The organism is Parafilimonas sp. (assembly GCF_051953455.1).
Taxonomy (GTDB): domain Bacteria; phylum Bacteroidota; class Bacteroidia; order Chitinophagales; family Chitinophagaceae; genus Parafilimonas.
Genome location: NZ_JBQCIT010000010.1, coordinates 1 through 18,224, shown reverse-complemented (window position 1 = coordinate 18,224; position 18,224 = coordinate 1). Strand labels below are relative to the sequence as shown.

Genomic DNA, 18,224 nt, shown 5'->3' with positions numbered 1-18,224 from the left:
AGGTGTTTTAAATAAACTTTATCTGCACCGCTTTATCAATAATAGGCCGCAAAACGTTATCTAACTCTATAGCTGATTGATTAATGGCTCCTAATAAATCGTTCGTTTCAATGTCTCCTGCCGGGGCATTTTGAATAAGGTCTGCAAGTGCCATGATGCGTGCCAATGGCGCCCTTACCAAATGTGATTGCATCCAGGCTATTTCCTGTAATTTCCTGTTTTGTAATTCTATAGCCTGAACATAGTTTAATTTTTCGGTGATATCCTGGATGATCATTACTTGCGATATTTTGCCGCTCAGCTCAATACGCTTACAAAGCACAACAACATATATAACCTCGCCATTTTTCTTTCGATGTAAGATAACATCTTTTGAAAACAGCCCGGCATGCGGGGGTAATGCAATTGATCCCTCCTCTTGTGAAAGCGGAGCCTCTACAACTATAGCTGATGTGGCTAAAGAAGTAAATTCGCTATGCGTATATCCGTAAAGATCAATTGCGGCGGCATTTACATCTATAATTTTATTTGTATCGGGATCGCACACCCATATAGGCTGAGGGCTAAGGTGAAACAGGTCGCTGTATTTTTTTTCTGATTCAGTTATCTGGATAAGATGCAGTTCCTGCTGGGCATACAGGTTTTGCAAATCCATTTCAGCAACCTTTATTTCTGTAATATCAAGGCAGGCGCCAATCATTTTGGTGGTAGCATCATCGCTGTTATCAATCAGCCTTGCCCATGATTTCAAATACCGTATTTCCCCGTTCGGGCGCTTAATGCGTTCTTCAAATACCGCACCTTCTCCTGATTGCTGTATATGTTGTAATGTATTGATAACTTTTTGCCTGTCTTCTTCAAGCAGGGCGGCTAAGAAGTTTTCGGTGCTTGGAAAATACAGCTTTGCATCAACTCCGTAAATATCATATAAAACATCTGACCATTGCAGCTCGTTGGTTTCTACATTCCATTGCCAGCTGCCAAACCTGGCTAACTCCTGCACCCTGTTCATCATTTTGTTTGCTTTCGTTAGTTGCTCTGATTTTAAAGCATTCTCCAGGATGAGCTGTAACAGCTTAACGGCCCGTTCAATAATTGTTCGTTCTTTATCGCCGGGCTGCCGTACCTGTTTATAATACATGCCCAATACCGCAATTACATTATCGCCGGAATCGATAACAGGGTAAGACCAGCAGGCCTTAAAGCCTAAAGCCAAAGCCAAATAGGCATAGTCCTCCCACTCCGGGGCATTGGCAATATCACTTATATATACAGGCTTCTTGAAATAAGCGGCTGTGCCGCAAGACCCTGTGTTTTCGCCAATTGGAATATAGTTAATTGCATCAAGATAACTCTGCGGCAGCGAAGGGGCAGACCAGCGCAACAAGCGCCTATCCTGGATCTTATGTATCGAGCAATACAGCCCCGGGTAAAGTGATTCTATCCCTTTGAGATATTCAGATAAAATATCGCTTACAGGCAGCTCCCGCGCTTCATTCAATGCCAGTATGCTTCTTTCCAGCTTATCCGTTTCTGCCAGTGATTTACTTTCAGTAACATCCTGCATAATACCGTAAATATGCACGCTTGCATCCTCTGATACATCGGCCTTACCGGTTACCAGCAACCATTTCTTGTTGCCTTTGGCTGATATAATGGGTAATGTATCGCAAAAGGTCCCTCCGTTTTCCTCTAACTTTTTAAGAGCAAGTTTTATTCGCTCCCTGTTTTTTTCATTCTCAAAAAAGTTAAGCCATTCGTTTATGCCAGGCTGAAAGGCGGCATCCGCCTCAAAAATATCCAGCAGCCCCTGCGAGCAGGTAAGTGTCTGCCCCGGCTGTTTTATTTGCCAGGTGCCTATGTTTGCTGCGTGGAGGGTTTTATCCATGAGGTCTGAATACATTGCCGCTTCGGTCTTGTCTTCCAGCGTGCATACAATATATTCAACCACTCCTTCTTCATTAAACACAGGTGTATTATTTGCCTCCAAGTATTTTATATTCCAGGCCTCTGTTTCAGCAGGCTGTGATTTGTATTTTTTAGGCAACGACCGTACAGCGCTTTTTTTTAGAAGTACTTCATTAAAAGCATCATTCCAGCCGGTAGTATTTTCATAGGGATCTATTGGGAAAATTTCGAAAAAGTCTTTATCAATCAGGTTTTCACGGCTGCTATTTACCAAATGCAAACAAGCATCATTTACATCCACAATGGTGAAAGATGGCGGATCCGGTTTTAAAATCAGGGAAGCATCTGAAAGCATCCGAAACGTAGTTGAATAAATTTTTTTTCCTATCATTTCAGTTCTTTGACAATAAAACTACACGTTACCTTATTCCAGCTACAGGACAGTTAGAACCAGGGCTTTCCAAATGTAAGAATATTGCAATTTAGCAAATTTTTTATCGCAGTTTGCATCGCAGCAGGGTGTTATTGGTAGCAATTGGCTACCTGCCCATTAAAACAGGTCTGTAAAAAAACGCAGCGCAACTGTTTTCATCTATAACGCCACCACTGCCAGCACAGGAAAATGGTCTGAGGAAAACCTGCCATTCCAGCTTTCTGAAATGGTGCCATGCTTCAGCACGCTTACTTTATTTTTTATAAAAATGTGATCAATGGCTTTATCACTCACTTCTTTTGATTTAAAAGCATTGAATGTGCCGGTTGGCCCGTAATGTGGTGTTTGAGAAACCGAAATAGATTCTGTAAGATGGTTCGCGCTGGTTTTATCAACAATAATTTTTATAGGCTCATCGTCTTCCGTTGCATTAAAATCACCGGTAACAATTACCGGCAAACTACCCGCCAGCTCCTTTATTTTCTGCAATAATAATTTAGCGCTTTCTGCCCGGGCCACTTTACCTATATGATCGAAATGCGTATTAAAAGCATAGAATTTTTTATGCGTGATTTTGTCTTCAAAAAAGCACCAGGTAACAATCCTTGGCAACGCTGCATCCCAACCTTTGGATCCTGCTTCAGCCGGCGTTTGCGAAAGCCAGAAAGTAGCTTGCTTTAAACAAAGCAATCTTGCTGTATCATAAAATATAGCGCTGTATTCGCCTTTTGTTTTGCCATCATCGCGGCCAACGCCTGCATGTTTATAATTGGGAAGCCGTTGCTGCAAATCCTGCATCTGGTTATCCAAAGCTTCCTGTACCCCAAGAATATGTACGTTGAAAAATTTAACCTGCGAAGCCGCAAGGTCTTTTCTGTAAGGCCAGGCATTTAAACTGTCGCCGGTATTGTTATAACGAATATTAAAAGACATTACATTCAAGGGCTGCGCTTCTGTAAACATGGTGATAAAGCAAAATGAAATGAATAAAACAAATTTCAACAATCGCATAACTTATTATTTGGGGCAATGTTATATAATTTTGAACGAATGCCACAGAGGTCTAAAAAACTGCTGGTGATTTAATGAAAAAATCATCTGTGCATTTGTGGCAGCAATAACAAAAAATGAAATTTCAATTTATCAACATAGGCAAGCCGCATGATGAAGCTTTAAAAAGAGCAATTGATGATTTTACCAAACGCGTAAATAATTATTACAGTGCTGAATGGCTGATCATTCCGCCGGTAAAAAATGCTGCGGCATTGCCGGAAGCCGAATTGAAAAAGCAGGAAGCAAAAATTATTTTAAACAAAATAAAAAACGATGATTTCTTAATGCTGCTGGATGAAACCGGCAAACAATTAACATCGGTTGAATTATCAAATTTTATAGAACAAAAAATAAATGCAGGCGCGAGAACTATTGTGTTTTTAATTGGCGGTGCTTTTGGCGTAAGCAATGAAATAAAGCAGCGCGCCGATTTTATATGGAGCTTATCCAAACTTGTTTTTCCACACGGGCTGGCGCGCCTGATATTGGCCGAGCAGGTTTACCGCGCATGCACTATTTTGCGCAATGAAAAGTATCACCATGCATAAAAGGTTTACGTGTAAGAGCTAAGGCGAAAGGTGTACTCTGCTTGTAGCTTGCAGCCTTCTTAAAAAAAATAAGACATGTCAATAACAATTATCATCATCATCATAACAGGTATTATTTCTTTCCTCGCTTTTAATAACCAGGATTTAATGGATAAGCTTATCTTTTATCCGCCCGATATTACCAAACGTAAACAATGGTACCGTTTTTTCAGCAATGGTTTAATTCATGCCGATATTGGCCATTTGCTTTTTAATATGTTGTCGCTCTATTTTTTTGGTGATTATGTAAACGATGGTTTTTCTCAAATTTTTGGCAGCGCCGGCACGCTGCTTTATTTGGTGATGTATATTTCTGCACTTGCCATTTGCCTTATACCGACCTACATGAAAAACAAAGACAATTATTATTACCGCAGCCTTGGTGCCTCGGGCGCTGTATCTGCCGTTGTGTTTGCAGGCATATTATTATATCCCGATGCTAAGCTTAGCCTGTTATTTTTACCCATACCCATACCCGGTTTTATTTTTGGGCCATTATATCTTATCATTACGGCTTATCTTAATAAACGCGGCGCCGGCAACATCAATCATTCTGCGCATTTGTGGGGCTCGCTGTATGGTGTTGCCTTTGTAATTGCCTTAAGCTTTGCATTGAATACAGGGTTCAATCCTATTAATCATTTTGTTGATGCTATACGCGATAGTTTAATGCGATGATTTTTTGGTTACCAGCTGTCGAACCTTCCTCATCACGATTGTGTCACTCCCTTGTACAGTTGATTCATTGCGCAGCATCAGCGTTCCTGCGCAGCAGTAAAACTTATCTTCAGCACTTCCTGTGTTGATGATGTTATTTTAAAGCGTTCATCAATCCGGTAACCAATAACCCAAATGATTTTTTTATTCATTTCAATAACCCATGCATTTTCTTTTGCAGTAGCCGATAATTTCTGGTCAATAAAAAAACGGGAGAGCTTCTTTTTTTTCTTCATACCGAGCGGGTAAAAATAATCGCCCTGTTTCCATTTGCGCAATAACAGGGGATATTCGATTTGTGTGGCATCTAAGTAAGCAATGCTGTTATTAGCTGCAAGCTGCAAGCTGTTAGCTGCAAGCTTCTCAAAACTCAAGCTGCCTCTTTCAAAATTTATTGTTCTGTTGGCTGCTTCAATCAGAATATGGTTAGCTGCTGAAGTTTCAATTGGTGCAATAATAAAATGTTTACGGTTTTTTATTATCCGGTGTGTGGCTGATGATACATAGCTGCTGTTAGCTGCATCGAACAGCTTTTTTATTTCAGTTAATTGTTGTGCATGAAAATTATAAGGCTTTATTATTTCCCATAAAACAGTATCCAGTGGTTTTGTTTGCTGCAATCTTAAAATGGGTATATGAATTTCATTGCCTTTGTACTCAATCAACTTCTCTTTATGCATTTCAATTGATTGTTCATATAAAGCCGACACTTCTTTAAAACGCTGAATATTGCCCTGCAGGTTTTGTCTTGCATTTTCAAACTGTTCTTCCGCCAGCGGAATTATTTTATGCCTGAAAAAATTGCGGGTGTATTTATCCTGTAGGTTGGACGAATCTTCCACCCATGCTAAATTATTTTCCTCTGCGTAAGCGGCAATTTGTTTTCTTGTGGCAAACAATAATGGCCGAATAATTTTTCTTTCTTTATCATAAGCCAGCATGCCCGTTAAACCATGAATGCCTGTGCCGCGAAACAAATACATCAGCATGGTTTCAATATTGTCGTCTGCGTTATGCGCTATGGCAATTGATAGTTGACAGTTGGCGGTTAACAGTTGACTACGTAAAGCACTAAACCAATCATACCGCAGTTTTCTTGCGGCTTCCTGTATGGAGACTTTGTTGTCTTCAGCATATTGTTTTGTATGGAACTGTTTTATGATAACTTCTTTATTATATTTTTCTTTTAAGGTTGTCATAAACAGTTCATCCCTTAAACTTTCTTCCCCGCGCAACAAAAAATTGCAATGCGCTATTATAAAATCATAACCCGATTTATAAAAAAGATCCGTTAAAACAATACTGTCAATACCGCCGCTTACCGCCAATATGAATTTGTTATTGGCAGGAGACAAGTGCGGAAAGCTTTCCTTTAAATGTTGTTGGAACTGTTGAAGCAACATGCGGCAAATGTAGTTCAAGCGTTCACTTGTTCACAAGTTCAGGGTTCATTTGTTTGAAGGTTTAAAGTTTAATGTCTCGCCATGAAAATATGCAGCACAAGTGAGTGACACAACCGTGCTGCCACAGAGTGCCATCGCTGGTATCATAACAATTGAATAAAAAGCTTTCAGCTTTTTATAATTTCAACGGAATCTTATTGCTGGTTTTGCAGGCTTCATAAATAGCATCAATAATCTTTAAATCTTTTACGGCTTCTTCACCATCAACCGGCACAACAGGCTTTTCATTATTGAGAATGATGCCGGCCATTGCATCCATCTGCACGGTTTGATGCGTTACAACAGGCGCATCAATTTCTCCTTTATTCGTCCGGCCTCTTATAGGGCCATAACCAGTTGCGGGCAGCAATTCGGCAAAGCCTTTTTCCCCATTAAGAAAAAACCTGTCGAGGTTATTCATACTGTAAGTTGAAAGACAGGAAGCCACAGCGCCGCCAGGAAAACCGAGTTGAAACTGTATGGTTTCATCAACACCTTCCTTAAATTTTTGTGGGTTGTTTTTGGTTTCCTGTGCCGTAACCCAAACGGGATCTTCACCAACCATATAACGGGAACCGTTTATTGAGTAAATACCAATATCCATCATGGCGCCACCGCCCGCCAGCGTTTTGTTTAAGCGCCACTGCGTGGGATCGCCGATTGTAAAACCACTCAGCCCCTGGAAGAATAATACCTTGCCAAAGTTGCCTGCATTGCGCATGCGGATTATTTCAAGTGTATGCGGCTCAAAGTGCATGCGATAACCTACCAGCAGTTTTACATTGTTGGCTTTGCAGGCATCAACCATTTCCTGTCCTTCCTTTGCATTAATGGCCATGGGTTTTTCACATATTACATGTTTGCCGGCCTTTGCAACGCGGATAACTTCATCATGATGAAGGGCATTCGGTGTTATAACATACACCGCATCTATATCAGGATTGTTTTTAATAGCGTCAAAGTTTTCATAGTTGTAGCAATTTTTTTCCGGTATATTATATTTTTTCTGCCAGTCGGCAATCTTAGATGGCGTGCCACTGATAACGCCAACGAGCTTTGCCCGCTTGCAATCTTTCATGGCTTCGGCTACGCGTGTGCCATAACTGCCCAAACCCATAATAGCTACGCGTAATGTTTTTTCATCGTTGTTTGTTGTGTTCATACATGCTGCATTTAAAATGTTTAAAACAGGGAGGCTCGCTGCTGTAAGCGATACCTGCTGAATAAAGGAGCGGCGCGTTTTCATGATGGCTTATTGTTTTAAGTTTTAATAATGGCGGGCCGGAGACCCGGCGCATAGTGCTGCGAAGTCCGGAGACCTCGCAGGGCAGAACTTTTTATGTGGCAATATAAAAATTTCTGTTTAACTATTTCAAGATGTGTGTGTATTGATGTCAGCATAAATGCATGGTTGTAGTTATAAATGCCCATTCTCTTTAAGGGCATAAGAGAGTTACTGGTGGCGTATTATATGAAGCAGGAGCTTAAAATTTCAATTAAACAGATGGTTTGGTTTTTGTTTTTACAACAAATGATTTTATTCATTTAAAAGTTTATACTATGAAATCTCTACAGGGAAAAAAGGTTGCCATACTTACGGAAACAGGGTTTGAAGAAGTTGAATTAACCAGCCCGAAAGAAGCGCTCGAGGCAGCCGGTGCGGAAGTACATATTGTATCGCCTCAAAAACAAACAGTAAAAGCATGGAATCATGACCATTGGTCAATTGAACTGAATGTAGACAGGCAGGTGGATGATGTGAAAGAAGAAGATTATGATGCATTGGTTTTGCCCGGTGGTGTAATGAATCCTGATAAGTTGCGTACCAATAAAAAAGCGGTTGAGTTTGCAAAAAACTTTATTGAATCCGGCAAACCTGTTGCTGCTATTTGTCATGGCCCGCAAACTTTAATAGAAACGGGTCTGCTGGATGGCAGAACACTTACTTCCTATCCATCCCTTAAAACAGATATTGAAAATGCCGGTGCAGACTGGGTTGACCGCGAAGTGGTTATTGACAATGGCCTCGTTACAAGCCGCAGGCCCGATGATCTGCCGGCCTTCAATAAAAAGATGATTGAAGAAATACATGAAGGCGTGCATGTGCCTGCACCTGCGCATTAAATAGTGAGTATGGTTTTTTGAAGGATAAGCCCCGTTTGCATTAACGGGGCTTTATTTTTGTTGATGGTTTTTTAAAAACTTAAGATGGAAACTATCACGGCGATTGTTGAAACACCAAGGGGCAGTAATGCAAAATATAATTACGATGAACAGCACAGCGGTTTCAAATTAAAAAAGCTTTTGCCGGCCGGAATGGTATTTCCTTTTGACTTTGGCTTTATACCTTCTACCAAAGGTGGCGATGGTGATCCACTTGATGTAATCATCATTTCAGAAATAAAGAGTTTCCCGGGCTGTATTATGGATTGCCGGCTGATAGGCGCCATAACAGCTAACCAATCTGCTCAAGGCAAAACTGTTCGCAACGACAGGTTGCTTGCTGTTCCGCTTGCCTCGCAATTATTTCAAACCATCCGCTCAATACACGATTTACCTAAAGAGATAGTAACGCAGCTTGAAAGTTTCTTTATCAATTACAATAAACTGGAAGGGAAAATATTCAAGCCAATAAAACATATAAGTTCGCAACAGGCTTTAAAACTTATAAAACCAAGATAGATATGAATGTAATAAATTTTTTATTCGGAGAAGGAGAACATCTCGAAATGCATCAAATGTGTGTAAGGGCGTTTATCATGTTTATTGTAATGCTTGCGCTGATAAGGTTTGCAGGCATGCGCACATTTGCCAAACGTTCTCCGTTTGACACGATTGTAACCATTATGTTGGGCGCTATACTGGCAAGGGGTGTTGTGGGTGCATCCGGTTATGTTGATACAATTGTTGCCGCAGGTGTAATGGTTGTTATGCATCGCCTTGTTGCCTGGCTTTCTGTAAAAAGCCGCAAGTTTGAAAAACTGATTAAAGGCACTTACATTAAGCTGTATAATAATGGAGTACTTTTACAGGATGCGCTTGAAGGTACCGGCATGAGCGAAAACGACCTGCATGAAAGCCTTCGCCTCGAAACCAAAAAGCTTACGCTGGCTGAAATAGATACGGCATTTCTTGAAACCAATGGAAGGATTAGTTTTATATTAAGAAGGGAAGAAAAAACAGATTGATATTTTGCATAGCGCTTTGTTTGATTTATGAATTAACTTTAGCCCTCATCAATTGCTTACCATGAAATTGTCTTCCGTTTTTATCTTACTGCTAATGATTACAATGCATGCTGCTGCACAAAACTCAATCGGCATTTTTGAAAACCAGTTTACGATTGGCGATGCCAGGCAGGGAAGCGCTGTTTATGATGCCCAGGAACAGGAATATACCATAGAAGGTTCTGGCAATAATATCTGGTTTAACCATGATGGTTTCCAGTATGTATGCAGGCAACTAAATGGTGATTTTATTTTACGCTGCAATGCTTCTTTCATCGGCAAAGGTGTGGAAGAACATAGAAAACTTGGATGGATGATACGTGCTTCTTTAGACAGCACTTCAGCCTGTGCAAGTGTTGCCGTGCATGGCGACGGTCTTACTTCGCTTCAATATAGAAAAGAGAATAATGACAGCATGATGGAAGTGAAAGCAAAGCTTACCGGCGCTGAAGTGATACAACTGGAAAGGCGTGGCAACACTTACATTATGTCTGTGGCCCGCAAAGGTGAAACATTTACAGAAGATAGTATTCAGCTTGAACTTGGCGATAAAGTGTATGCCGGTTTATTTGTTTGTTCACACAATCCTACGATTACAGAAAAGGCTGTTTTTTATAATGTGCGCATTGTAAAACCTGCACCACCCACACTTGTTCCGTACAGGCAGTACTTAGGCAGCCAGTTGGAGATAATGAATGTAGAAACAGGCAAAAGCCGTATTATTTACCAGTCACCAAAATCTTTGCAGGCGCCCAACTGGATGAAGGATGGTAAATATTTATTGTATAACAGCGAAGGACTCATTTATAAATTTGACCTTGCTGCCAATAAACCTGCTGTTTTAAATACCGGCACTGTAAATAAAAACAACAACGATCATGTGCTCTCTTTTGACGGAAAAATGCTGGGTCTCAGCAGCGGCAGTCCCTCAAATATTTTTACAGTTCCGATTGAGGGCGGCGAACCAAAGCCTGTTACAAAAACAGGCCCTTCTTATTTGCATGGCTGGAGCACGGATGGAAAAACGCTTGTATTTACCGGACAGCGTAACGATGATTTTAATATTTATACCATTCCGGCAAATGGCGGTAAAGAAGTGCAGTTAACAACAGCCAAAGGATTGGATGACGGCCCGGAATATTCACCGGACGGCAAATACATTTATTTTAATTCTGTCAGGAGCGGTACCATGCAGTTGTGGCGCATGCACACAGACGGGAGCAACCAGGAACAACTAACCGATGATGAATTCAATAACTGGTTTCCGCATATTTCGCCTGACGGCAAATGGATTCTGTTTATTTCCTTTGGAAAAGATGTTGACCCTTCAGACCATCCTTTTTACAAGCATGTTTATATAAGACTGATGCCGGTTGAAGGTGGTAAACCAAAAGTGCTTGCGGCTGTATACGGAGGCCAGGGCACCATGAATACACCCAATTGGAGCCCTGACGGAAAGTATATTGCCTTTATAAGCAACAGCGATTTTTTGTCGCCGGTTTACGCGGGTGAATAAAAATTATCCCGAAATCTTAAAGGCGATTTTCTGTTTGTTCAGGAATGCAACATTATGCCCGTTTTGAATGGCAGGCAGCCATTTTGGCCCTTGTTTAAGCACACGAACGGCCTCTGCGCCGGCGCCGTAACCGGGATCATTTAATGCTTTTATATCAGATAAATTTCCGTCTTCATCCACAATAAAGGAAAGTGTAACTGTGTAAATGCCAGCAGGCGCTTTTCTTTTGGCAAGTACGCTTGCATCCAGTTGTTTCGCCAGGTAACTTCCCCATGCCTCGGCACCGCCGGGGAATTGAGGTTCAATTTGGGCAGTGGTAAAAATGGGTTTAGTGTTTGAATCTTTTACATCAATTGATTTGTTGTTATTGCTTGCATTGTTCCCGGTTTGACTTTTTGATGTTATTTCTATTACGCCATTCTTGCCTTTATCACCATATTTATCTGTTGCTGCTTTATCTTTCAAAACATCTATTGACTGTATATTTTTTTTGTTGAACTTATCATATTCTTCTTTGCTTGAAATTTTACCATCAATAACATATAAAACATTATCGGGCACTTTCAACACGATTGGTTCTTTAGCTGCATTCTTAGAAGTTATTTCTATTACGCCATGCTTCCCTTTATCGCCATATTTGTCAATGGCTGGTTTATCTTTCAAAACGTTTACTGATTCTATTGTTTTTTTGTCGAGCTTATTATATTCTTCTTTGCTTGAAACTTTTCCATCAATTACATATAAAACATTATCGGGCACTTTCAACACGATTGGCTCTTTAGCTGCATTCTTAGAAGTTATTTCTATTACGCCATTCTTTCCTTTATCGCCATATTTATCAATGGCTGATTTGTCTTTTAAAACGTTTACTGATTCAATATTGGTTGCTTCATTCTTTATAGCTTCTTCCTTTGAAACAATTTTCCCATCTAACACATACAATGGCTCCTGCGATTGTTTCGCAGACGTTTTTAAAGTAATCAATACAACTCCATTTTTTGCTTTTGGGCCATAGATTACACGGGATGCAGAATCTTTTAAAACATCAATACGCTCAATATCTGCTTCACCAATTAGTTTGATTTCCGCTTCAGAAGATGGCTTCCCGTCTACAACATATAATGGTTGTTTGTCGGCAGTAACATTAAGTATGTTTGCAGGTATGGTATCCCTTATACTGGTTGCTGCGTGGTTTGCATAAGCTGCTATTCCTTCGAGAATATTTTTCGCTATCAATTCAATCTTTGCATCATCTTTTAAATTCGCTGCGTCATCTTTATTGGTTATGTAACCGCATTCAATTAAAACTGAAGGAATGTTACTGTTTTTTAATACCCATATGCCGGTATTGCGTGTTTGTAAAGATGGCGCTGCTGTAAAATCCTTGCTTATATTTTGAAGAATAGCAGAGCCCAATATTTTGTTTTTATCTGCAAACCTTTCATCAGCCCGCGAAGAAAGCAATACTTCAAAGCCTGATTGATCCGGATGTTCTTTATCATTAGTGTTTACATGAATCGAAATAAACGCATCTGCATTCTGCGAATTGGCAAAATCAGACTTCTGCTTTGGATCCATAAACACATCGCTGTTGCGGGTAAGTATTACATGAATATTATATTGAGATGAAATATCTTTTATTTTCTGTGCAATTTTTAAAGCAGCATCTTTTTCATACATGCCATTGCCTAATGCGCCGCGGTCTTTTCCGCCATGCCCGGCATCAACCACCAATACAAATGGTTTTGCCAAAACGGTGGGTGGAATAGTATTGTTTGAATTTCTTGTTTTTACAGTAAATGCAAACAGGCAAACGAGGGCTGTGATTAATGGTAAAACCATTAACCTTCTTGCATAACTAAACTGGGGTTTCTTTGAGGTGGTAAGCATAGTTAATCGTCTTTTAATAGATGAGTAAAAAATGGATTGTGCGGGTAAAAGGTTGAATTTTCCAAACTGTGCGGTCAATAACATTTTTGCAAACGCATCGGCATCGGCATGTTTTACCGCTTCTTCATCGGCAATAAATTCGTGTATTAAATACAGCTCTTTTTTTATAAGGTGAAAAAAGGGGTTCATCCAGTAAAAACACAGGGTAAACTGCATGTATAATTTATCCCAGGAATGTTTTTGGCGGATATGGGTAATCTCATGCTGCAATATTTGTTTGCCGGTTTCATCTTCCAGGTTTATATCATTGCGCCAGAAAATATCTTTCAGAAATGAGAACGGCGCCGATGAAATATCGGTATGCACAAAATCAAAATCTGTAAATTGTTGCACTGGATATTTTTTCTTCAGCAGCTTTATTTTTAGGATTCGGCTGCATAAAACGGCCAATGAAAAAATACTTGTTGCCGCGAGGCAATACAGGGCCAGTTGCTCCCAGTTAATACCTGCTTTGCCGGTTACAATAATTTCATTTTCACCGCTGCCGTAAATAATTTTATACAGGTGAATGGTTTGATCTGAGTCGCTGAAAAAAGTAAACCATTCCAGCTTTAGCAAAGGCAAAATAATACTTATGGCAACGGCCATTAAAAGATAAAAACGGTTATAATAGTGAAAGCGTTTATTGCGCAACGCAATATGATAGTACAAAAAAAGAAGTCCGCTAATGCTGGTTACCTTCAGCAGGTAAATACTTAATTGCTGCAGCATATTATTTCTTTTTTAGTTGTTGAAGTAATAATTCAAGTTCTTCCACGCTTAATTTATTTTCTTCTACCAGGAATGAAACGGCTTTGCTGAAAGAGCCGCCAAAATATCCTTTCACCAAACTGCTCATCGTGCTTTTTGAATAGGTCTGTTTTGATATGGCAGGGGAGTATTCATTCATCCTGCCGAAAGTTTCTGTAATCACAAATTTTTTTTCAATCAATATTTTTAAAAGCGTAGCCACGGTGTTTGGATGCGGCTTAGGATTAGGCATGGCTTCCACTATATCTTTCAAAAAACCCCTATCAATTTTCCAGAGCGCCTGCATAACCTGCTCTTCGGCTTTGGTTAATGTTTTCATATAACTAAATATTTAGTCAAATGTAAAACTATATTTTTAGTTATACAACTATTTTTTTAGTTAATGTTATTATAATGCTGAAAAAAAATTATTGTGGATTTAAAAAACGTTTCCGGCAATTTTGATTTGAATAATAGTTGTAAAAACTATTCTATCATTATATTCACGTGCCATATATTTTTTCATTAAAACACGTCTTCATGCATTACCGGCATCTTTTCAGCAAGCAGTTTTTTTTAATGCCTGTCAGCTTTTTAATAACCTGCTCCGTTGCTTGTTCCCAAAACAAATCTCCGGCGCCTGCAATTCAATTTACGAAACAGATGATTGCTGCAGAAAGCTTTGAAAGTGTAGATGTATTTGATGTGAATAATGATGGAAAACCCGACATCGTATCCGGATCGTTTTGGTATGAAGGGCCTGAATTTTTTAAGGCGCATTACATAGGGCCGGTAAAACGTTATAATGAATACTGGGATGACTTTTCTACAATCCCTTTAGATGTAAATGGTGATGGGCTCATGGATTTTATTACCGGAAGCTGGTTCAGCAACAGCCTTCACTGGAAAGAAAACCCGGGCAATAACACAGGCATATGGGCGGATCATTTAATTGATTCTACCGGCAACGTGGAAGCGGCACAAGGCTGGGATGTGGATAAGGATGGTACAATAGAAATAGTGCCAAACAATCCCAATTTCCCGCTGAAATTTTATAAGCTGGAAAAAGATGCTGATGGCAAAGGTTTGGGAAAGTTTACCAAAACAGAAATAGCTCCTAAACAGGAGCATGGATTAGGTTTTGGTGATATTAATGCAGATGGCCGTGGTGATTTTATTATAAGCGATGGCTGGCTGGAAGCGCCGGCTGATGCGTTAAAAGGAACATGGATATTGCATAAAGAGTTTAACCTGGGGCAAACCAGCGTACCTGTGCTGGTGGAAGATGTGAATGGCGATGGAAAGCATGATATTATTGCAGGCCAGGGCCACGATTATGGCCTGGACTGGTATGAACAAACTGCAGACAAATCCGGGAAAAGAAACTGGGTTAAACATGCTATCGAACCAAACAATTCTATGTTTCATACCATGCAGTGGGTGGATATTGACGGTGATGGCAAACCGGAGCTGATAACCGGAAAACGTTACCGGGCGCATGATACAGACCCGGGTGTGCACGATCCGGCGGGATTGTATTATTATAAATGGAACGGGGAATCATTCACCAAACAAATCATCAGCTATGGCCCGTTAGGTGAAGGCAAGGGAACCGGACTATACTTTGCAGTTGCTGATTTACGCGGCACCGGGCGAAAAGATATTGTGGTAGCGGGCAAAGATGGCTTATATGTATTTTATAATGATGGCCCGGCTGCGGCACCCAATAAAGAAAAATAGTTTTTTGCTTTAATCAATTATCCAAATAATTAAAAATTGTTGTTGTGTTAATATTTTGAGCAGTGAATGATGAGTTATGAGTAAACGCTCTTCACTCACCATTATGTTAACACCACTTACGGTTTTATTTTTACATTTGCCGCTTGTGATGAATGCAGCAACCTTTAAAATTGATATTTCATGTTTGAGCCTGTAGTTACTGTAAAAGATGCTAATATATACCAGGGAGATAACCTTGTTTTAAGTGATGTAAGCTTTACGATTGAGCGCGGTGAATTCGTTTACCTTGTTGGTAAAACGGGCACCGGCAAAAGCAGCCTGTTGAAAACACTATACGGCGAGTTGTCGCTTAAAGAAGGCGATGCCACAGTTGCCGGGTATAACCTGCGTGGTATGAACTGGAAAAAAGTTCCGTTTCTGCGCCGTAACCTGGGTGTTGTTTTCCAGGATTTTCAATTGCTTACTGATCGAAATGTAAACGAAAACCTGCGCTTTGTTTTGAAGGCAACAGGCTGGAAAGATGAAAAGCTGATTGAAGAAAAAATTGCCGATGTGCTTGATAAAGTTGGTCTTAAAAGCAAAGGCTTTAAGATGACCTTTGAATTGAGCGGCGGTGAGCAGCAGCGTATTGATATAGCAAGGGCATTGCTTAATTCCCCCAAACTTATTTTGGCTGATGAACCTACAGGCAACCTCGATCCGGAAACCAGTGATGAGATCATGCAGTTGCTTGTAAGTATTTGTAGAGATTATGGCACATCGATCATTATGGCCACGCATGATTTTATGGTGATAAGCAAATATCCTTCCCGCATGCTTAAAACTGAGCGCGGTAAAGTGTTTGACAGCGCAGTGGCGGAAGTATAAAAGTTGTTAAGTTATTTGGGTTAAGATTGATGATGAATAGCGGTTAGACGCTTCAGAAAATATCTTATTGATTTTAATGCTGCAAAGCCAGACCGGTAGCCGGAGATAGCATTGTTTCTATAACATTCATGAGCAAATTGGTGGCAGATAAGGTTGAGCAGGAATTGTAAAAGCGAAGCGAAAGCTGTTACAGACACAACTTAATTCACAACTGCTATGGCCATGCCATCATGATCTTTTTCACCTACATTTTGCATGATAACTGCCGTTACTTCTTTGGTTGCTGCCAGGAATTTATTAAAGCGCTGCACTCCTGTTACGGCTTCGTCCTGCGATGCCTCATCCAATATTTTTCCTTCGCGTATAACATTATCTGCAATAATAAGTGTTCCCGAGTGCGACAATTTTAAAGCCCATTGAAAGTATTCCGTATAGGGTTGCTTATCTGCATCTATAAAAATCATATCAAAAACTTTTTGCTCCTGCTGTAATTGCGGCAGCAGGTCAAGGCCGTTGCCAACTCTTATTTCAACTATATTATCCAATCTGGCGCGTTTGATATTTTCTCTGGCAACATCAGCGTGCAATTGTTCATACTCAAGGCTAATGAGTTTGCCATCCGCAGGTAAACCTCTTGCCATCCATATTGTGCTGTAACCTGCCAGTGTGCCCAGTTCCAGTATGTTTTTTGCCCTGCATAACTTCACCAGCACTTGCAAAAATTTTCCCTGGCTGGCAGAAATGCTTATCTGCGGAATGTTGTTCTTTTCTATTGATGCAACAACTGCATCCAATGCCTCATCGTTTTGCGCAAATAGTTTACAGATGTATTGGTCTACGGCTTCAAATAGTTGCTGGTTCATGTTTTAATATTGTAGGTTATGTCTCTAAAGATATGTGTGAACGATATATTATACAGCTGCCTGGGTACACCAGTCTTTCATCAATTCACAAACACCTCATCTACAAACACCCAGGCTTTCTGTCCTTTGCCATCATGCCACCCGGGTAAACTGCGTACAGGCATTACAAGCAATTTAATACACGTAACTGTTGTTTTATTAAAACTGCATGTAATGGCAAGATTTTCCTGGGTTGATTCTTTCGTGGGTTGCTGTGGTTTTATGGTGGTTAACAGCTTTAAATGATTTTTATCAGCGCCCCCCCAAACCGTAACCTGCACCGGTGGAAAAATGTAAGCACCAATTTGCTGTAGCATGCTTAAAGTAATGCTATTTGCTTCAACTGGTTTATCAAACAACAGCATTACTTCCATCGGATTTTCGCGGTAGCCCAACCATTTACCGCTTGCAAAATTAATATCGCTTTTTATGCCATCAATGATAGTGGCAGCACCATCGCCTTTGAATTTATCATCCACTTTCGAAAGTAATACTGCACTGTCGGCGTGGTAAGTGCCTTTAAAGAAATGCTGGCTGATGATATCGCTGCTTATCCAGCCTGGTTTATAAGCTTTAGCTTTTAAGGTAAAATCAGTATTAATATCAATAACCTTATTATACACCGCTGAAGAAAGGCTATCTGGCTCTTTTCCATCTGTTGTATAACGAATAACCGCGCCGTGTATATAATGTTTCAGTTTTAAGGGAATCGGGTTTGTGATAACAAAATTGTCGTTCTCTAAAACAGGCGGCGTAAGTTTTAAAATAGTGCTGTCACCTTTGAAACCGGTTTGATATGTAATGTTTTTGTTTTTTTCTTCCAGTGACTGAATATCTTTTTTGTCAATTTCTGTATTCCATAAGTAAACAGCTCTTAGTTTGGGCAATATTGTAAGCGCTGCTACCTGATTGGGTTTTACCGGCGTACCGGATAATGATAAACTTTTTAAGAATTGCAGTTTATTTAATTCCTGTAATGTACTGCCGGTGATGGATGTAAAATTGAGATTAAGGTGACGCAGGTTTATAAATTGTGCTATGGTTTTAAGATCGTCATCAGTAACGGGCATGTTGTCAAGGTTCAATTCAACGATCTGTGTCTTTAAAGGCTGTAAAGCTTCCAATTCTTTACTATTATAAAAAGGCTTGTTAT

Annotated in this window: 16 protein-coding genes; 8 read left to right on the top strand and 8 right to left on the bottom strand. The window is 40.1% G+C overall.

Annotation, left to right across the window (positions count from 1 at the left end; all coding sequences use genetic code 11):
• Nucleotides 1–7: 7 nt before the first annotated feature.
• Both ACTHN6_RS03715 and ACTHN6_RS03710 read right to left on the bottom strand, forming a co-directional pair.
• On the bottom strand, nucleotides 8–2,299 hold the full coding sequence (locus ACTHN6_RS03715; protein ID WP_440434370.1) for a PAS domain S-box protein: 2,292 nt from the start codon (nucleotides 2,297–2,299) through the stop codon (nucleotides 8–10).
• 201 nt (nucleotides 2,300–2,500) lie between these two features.
• On the bottom strand, nucleotides 2,501–3,352 hold the full coding sequence (locus ACTHN6_RS03710; protein WP_440434369.1) for an endonuclease/exonuclease/phosphatase family protein: 852 nt from the start codon (nucleotides 3,350–3,352) through the stop codon (nucleotides 2,501–2,503).
• A 116-nt stretch (nucleotides 3,353–3,468) separates the two neighbouring features.
• Here ACTHN6_RS03710 and ACTHN6_RS03705 point away from each other — a divergent pair, with 116 nt between their 5' ends.
• Nucleotides 3,469–3,942 (top strand): 23S rRNA (pseudouridine(1915)-N(3))-methyltransferase RlmH, encoded by a 474-nt coding sequence (locus ACTHN6_RS03705; RefSeq protein ID WP_440434368.1) that lies wholly within the window; start codon nucleotides 3,469–3,471, stop codon nucleotides 3,940–3,942.
• A gap of 75 nt (nucleotides 3,943–4,017) precedes the next feature.
• Entirely contained in the window at nucleotides 4,018–4,659 is a 642-nt protein-coding gene (locus ACTHN6_RS03700) for a rhomboid family intramembrane serine protease (RefSeq protein WP_440434367.1), read from the top strand.
• Between the two features lie 77 nt (nucleotides 4,660–4,736).
• On the opposite strand, the gene tilS is transcribed toward ACTHN6_RS03700, so the two are convergent.
• Both tilS and ACTHN6_RS03690 read right to left on the bottom strand, forming a co-directional pair.
• A complete protein-coding gene (tilS, locus tag ACTHN6_RS03695; RefSeq protein WP_440434366.1) occupies nucleotides 4,737–6,101 on the bottom strand; it encodes a tRNA lysidine(34) synthetase TilS in 1,365 nt (454 codons plus the stop codon).
• 175 nt (nucleotides 6,102–6,276) lie between these two features.
• Nucleotides 6,277–7,386, bottom strand: coding sequence for a Gfo/Idh/MocA family protein (locus tag ACTHN6_RS03690; RefSeq protein WP_440434365.1), 1,110 nt, complete (start codon nucleotides 7,384–7,386; stop codon nucleotides 6,277–6,279).
• A 314-nt stretch (nucleotides 7,387–7,700) separates the two neighbouring features.
• Here ACTHN6_RS03690 and ACTHN6_RS03685 point away from each other — a divergent pair, with 314 nt between their 5' ends.
• The 4 genes from ACTHN6_RS03685 (at nucleotide 7,701) to ACTHN6_RS03670 (ending at nucleotide 10,883) form a co-directional block, all read left to right on the top strand.
• A complete protein-coding gene (locus ACTHN6_RS03685) occupies nucleotides 7,701–8,264 on the top strand; it encodes a type 1 glutamine amidotransferase domain-containing protein (RefSeq protein WP_440434364.1) in 564 nt (187 codons plus the stop codon).
• An 84-nt stretch (nucleotides 8,265–8,348) separates the two neighbouring features.
• Nucleotides 8,349–8,822: an inorganic diphosphatase gene (locus ACTHN6_RS03680; protein WP_440434363.1), complete on the top strand. Its 474-nt coding sequence runs from the start codon at nucleotides 8,349–8,351 to the stop codon at nucleotides 8,820–8,822.
• Nucleotides 8,823–8,824: 2 nt separating this feature from the next.
• Nucleotides 8,825–9,328: a DUF421 domain-containing protein gene (locus tag ACTHN6_RS03675; RefSeq protein WP_440434362.1), complete on the top strand. Its 504-nt coding sequence runs from the start codon at nucleotides 8,825–8,827 to the stop codon at nucleotides 9,326–9,328.
• Nucleotides 9,329–9,422: 94 nt separating this feature from the next.
• On the top strand, nucleotides 9,423–10,883 hold the full coding sequence (locus tag ACTHN6_RS03670) for a TolB family protein (protein WP_440434361.1): 1,461 nt from the start codon (nucleotides 9,423–9,425) through the stop codon (nucleotides 10,881–10,883).
• Nucleotides 10,884–10,886: 3 nt separating this feature from the next.
• Here the strand turns inward: ACTHN6_RS03670 and ACTHN6_RS03665 are convergent, their stop codons facing one another.
• Complete coding sequence (locus tag ACTHN6_RS03665; protein WP_440434360.1) at nucleotides 10,887–13,544, bottom strand: N-acetylmuramoyl-L-alanine amidase; 2,658 nt, start codon at nucleotides 13,542–13,544, stop codon at nucleotides 10,887–10,889.
• Nucleotide 13,545: 1 nt separating this feature from the next.
• Nucleotides 13,546–13,902, bottom strand: coding sequence for a BlaI/MecI/CopY family transcriptional regulator (locus ACTHN6_RS03660; RefSeq protein WP_440434359.1), 357 nt, complete (start codon nucleotides 13,900–13,902; stop codon nucleotides 13,546–13,548).
• Between the two features lie 323 nt (nucleotides 13,903–14,225).
• Between ACTHN6_RS03660 and ACTHN6_RS03655 the strand changes: the two genes are divergently transcribed.
• Together ACTHN6_RS03655 and ACTHN6_RS03650 are read left to right on the top strand one after the other, a co-directional pair.
• A complete protein-coding gene (locus tag ACTHN6_RS03655; protein ID WP_440434358.1) occupies nucleotides 14,226–15,302 on the top strand; it encodes an FG-GAP repeat domain-containing protein in 1,077 nt (358 codons plus the stop codon).
• 180 nt (nucleotides 15,303–15,482) lie between these two features.
• Entirely contained in the window at nucleotides 15,483–16,169 is a 687-nt protein-coding gene (locus tag ACTHN6_RS03650; protein WP_440434357.1) for a cell division ATP-binding protein FtsE, read from the top strand.
• 200 nt (nucleotides 16,170–16,369) lie between these two features.
• Here ACTHN6_RS03650 and ACTHN6_RS03645 read toward each other — a convergent pair whose 3' ends face one another.
• Both ACTHN6_RS03645 and ACTHN6_RS03640 read right to left on the bottom strand, forming a co-directional pair.
• A complete protein-coding gene (locus ACTHN6_RS03645; protein ID WP_440434356.1) occupies nucleotides 16,370–17,032 on the bottom strand; it encodes an O-methyltransferase in 663 nt (220 codons plus the stop codon).
• 80 nt (nucleotides 17,033–17,112) lie between these two features.
• On the bottom strand, nucleotides 17,113–18,224 hold a 1,112-nt coding region (locus ACTHN6_RS03640; protein ID WP_440434355.1), incomplete at its 5' end, for an FN3 associated domain-containing protein.

What these genes read in the sequence shown, in the direction of transcription:
- ACTHN6_RS03655 (WP_440434358.1), top strand. Translation starts at nt 14,226, where the DNA reads ATGATTGCTGCAGAAAGCTTTGAAAGTGTAGATGTATTTGATGTGAAT.
- ACTHN6_RS03680 (WP_440434363.1), top strand. Translation starts at nt 8,349, where the DNA reads ATGGAAACTATCACGGCGATTGTTGAAACACCAAGGGGCAGTAATGCA.
- ACTHN6_RS03645 (WP_440434356.1), bottom strand. Translation starts at nt 17,032, where the DNA reads ATGAACCAGCAACTATTTGAAGCCGTAGACCAATACATCTGTAAACTA.
- ACTHN6_RS03685 (WP_440434364.1), top strand. Translation starts at nt 7,701, where the DNA reads ATGAAATCTCTACAGGGAAAAAAGGTTGCCATACTTACGGAAACAGGG.
- ACTHN6_RS03710 (WP_440434369.1), bottom strand. Translation starts at nt 3,352, where the DNA reads ATGCGATTGTTGAAATTTGTTTTATTCATTTCATTTTGCTTTATCACC.
- ACTHN6_RS03675 (WP_440434362.1), top strand. Translation starts at nt 8,825, where the DNA reads ATGAATGTAATAAATTTTTTATTCGGAGAAGGAGAACATCTCGAAATG.
- ACTHN6_RS03700 (WP_440434367.1), top strand. Translation starts at nt 4,018, where the DNA reads ATGTCAATAACAATTATCATCATCATCATAACAGGTATTATTTCTTTC.
- ACTHN6_RS03715 (WP_440434370.1), bottom strand. Translation starts at nt 2,299, where the DNA reads ATGATAGGAAAAAAAATTTATTCAACTACGTTTCGGATGCTTTCAGAT.
- ACTHN6_RS03690 (WP_440434365.1), bottom strand. Translation starts at nt 7,386, where the DNA reads ATGAAAACGCGCCGCTCCTTTATTCAGCAGGTATCGCTTACAGCAGCG.
- ACTHN6_RS03705 (WP_440434368.1), top strand. Translation starts at nt 3,469, where the DNA reads ATGAAATTTCAATTTATCAACATAGGCAAGCCGCATGATGAAGCTTTA.
- ACTHN6_RS03670 (WP_440434361.1), top strand. Translation starts at nt 9,423, where the DNA reads ATGATTACAATGCATGCTGCTGCACAAAACTCAATCGGCATTTTTGAA.
- ACTHN6_RS03660 (WP_440434359.1), bottom strand. Translation starts at nt 13,902, where the DNA reads ATGAAAACATTAACCAAAGCCGAAGAGCAGGTTATGCAGGCGCTCTGG.
- tilS (WP_440434366.1), bottom strand. Translation starts at nt 6,101, where the DNA reads ATGTTGCTTCAACAGTTCCAACAACATTTAAAGGAAAGCTTTCCGCAC.
- ACTHN6_RS03665 (WP_440434360.1), bottom strand. Translation starts at nt 13,544, where the DNA reads ATGCTGCAGCAATTAAGTATTTACCTGCTGAAGGTAACCAGCATTAGC.
- ACTHN6_RS03650 (WP_440434357.1), top strand. Translation starts at nt 15,483, where the DNA reads ATGTTTGAGCCTGTAGTTACTGTAAAAGATGCTAATATATACCAGGGA.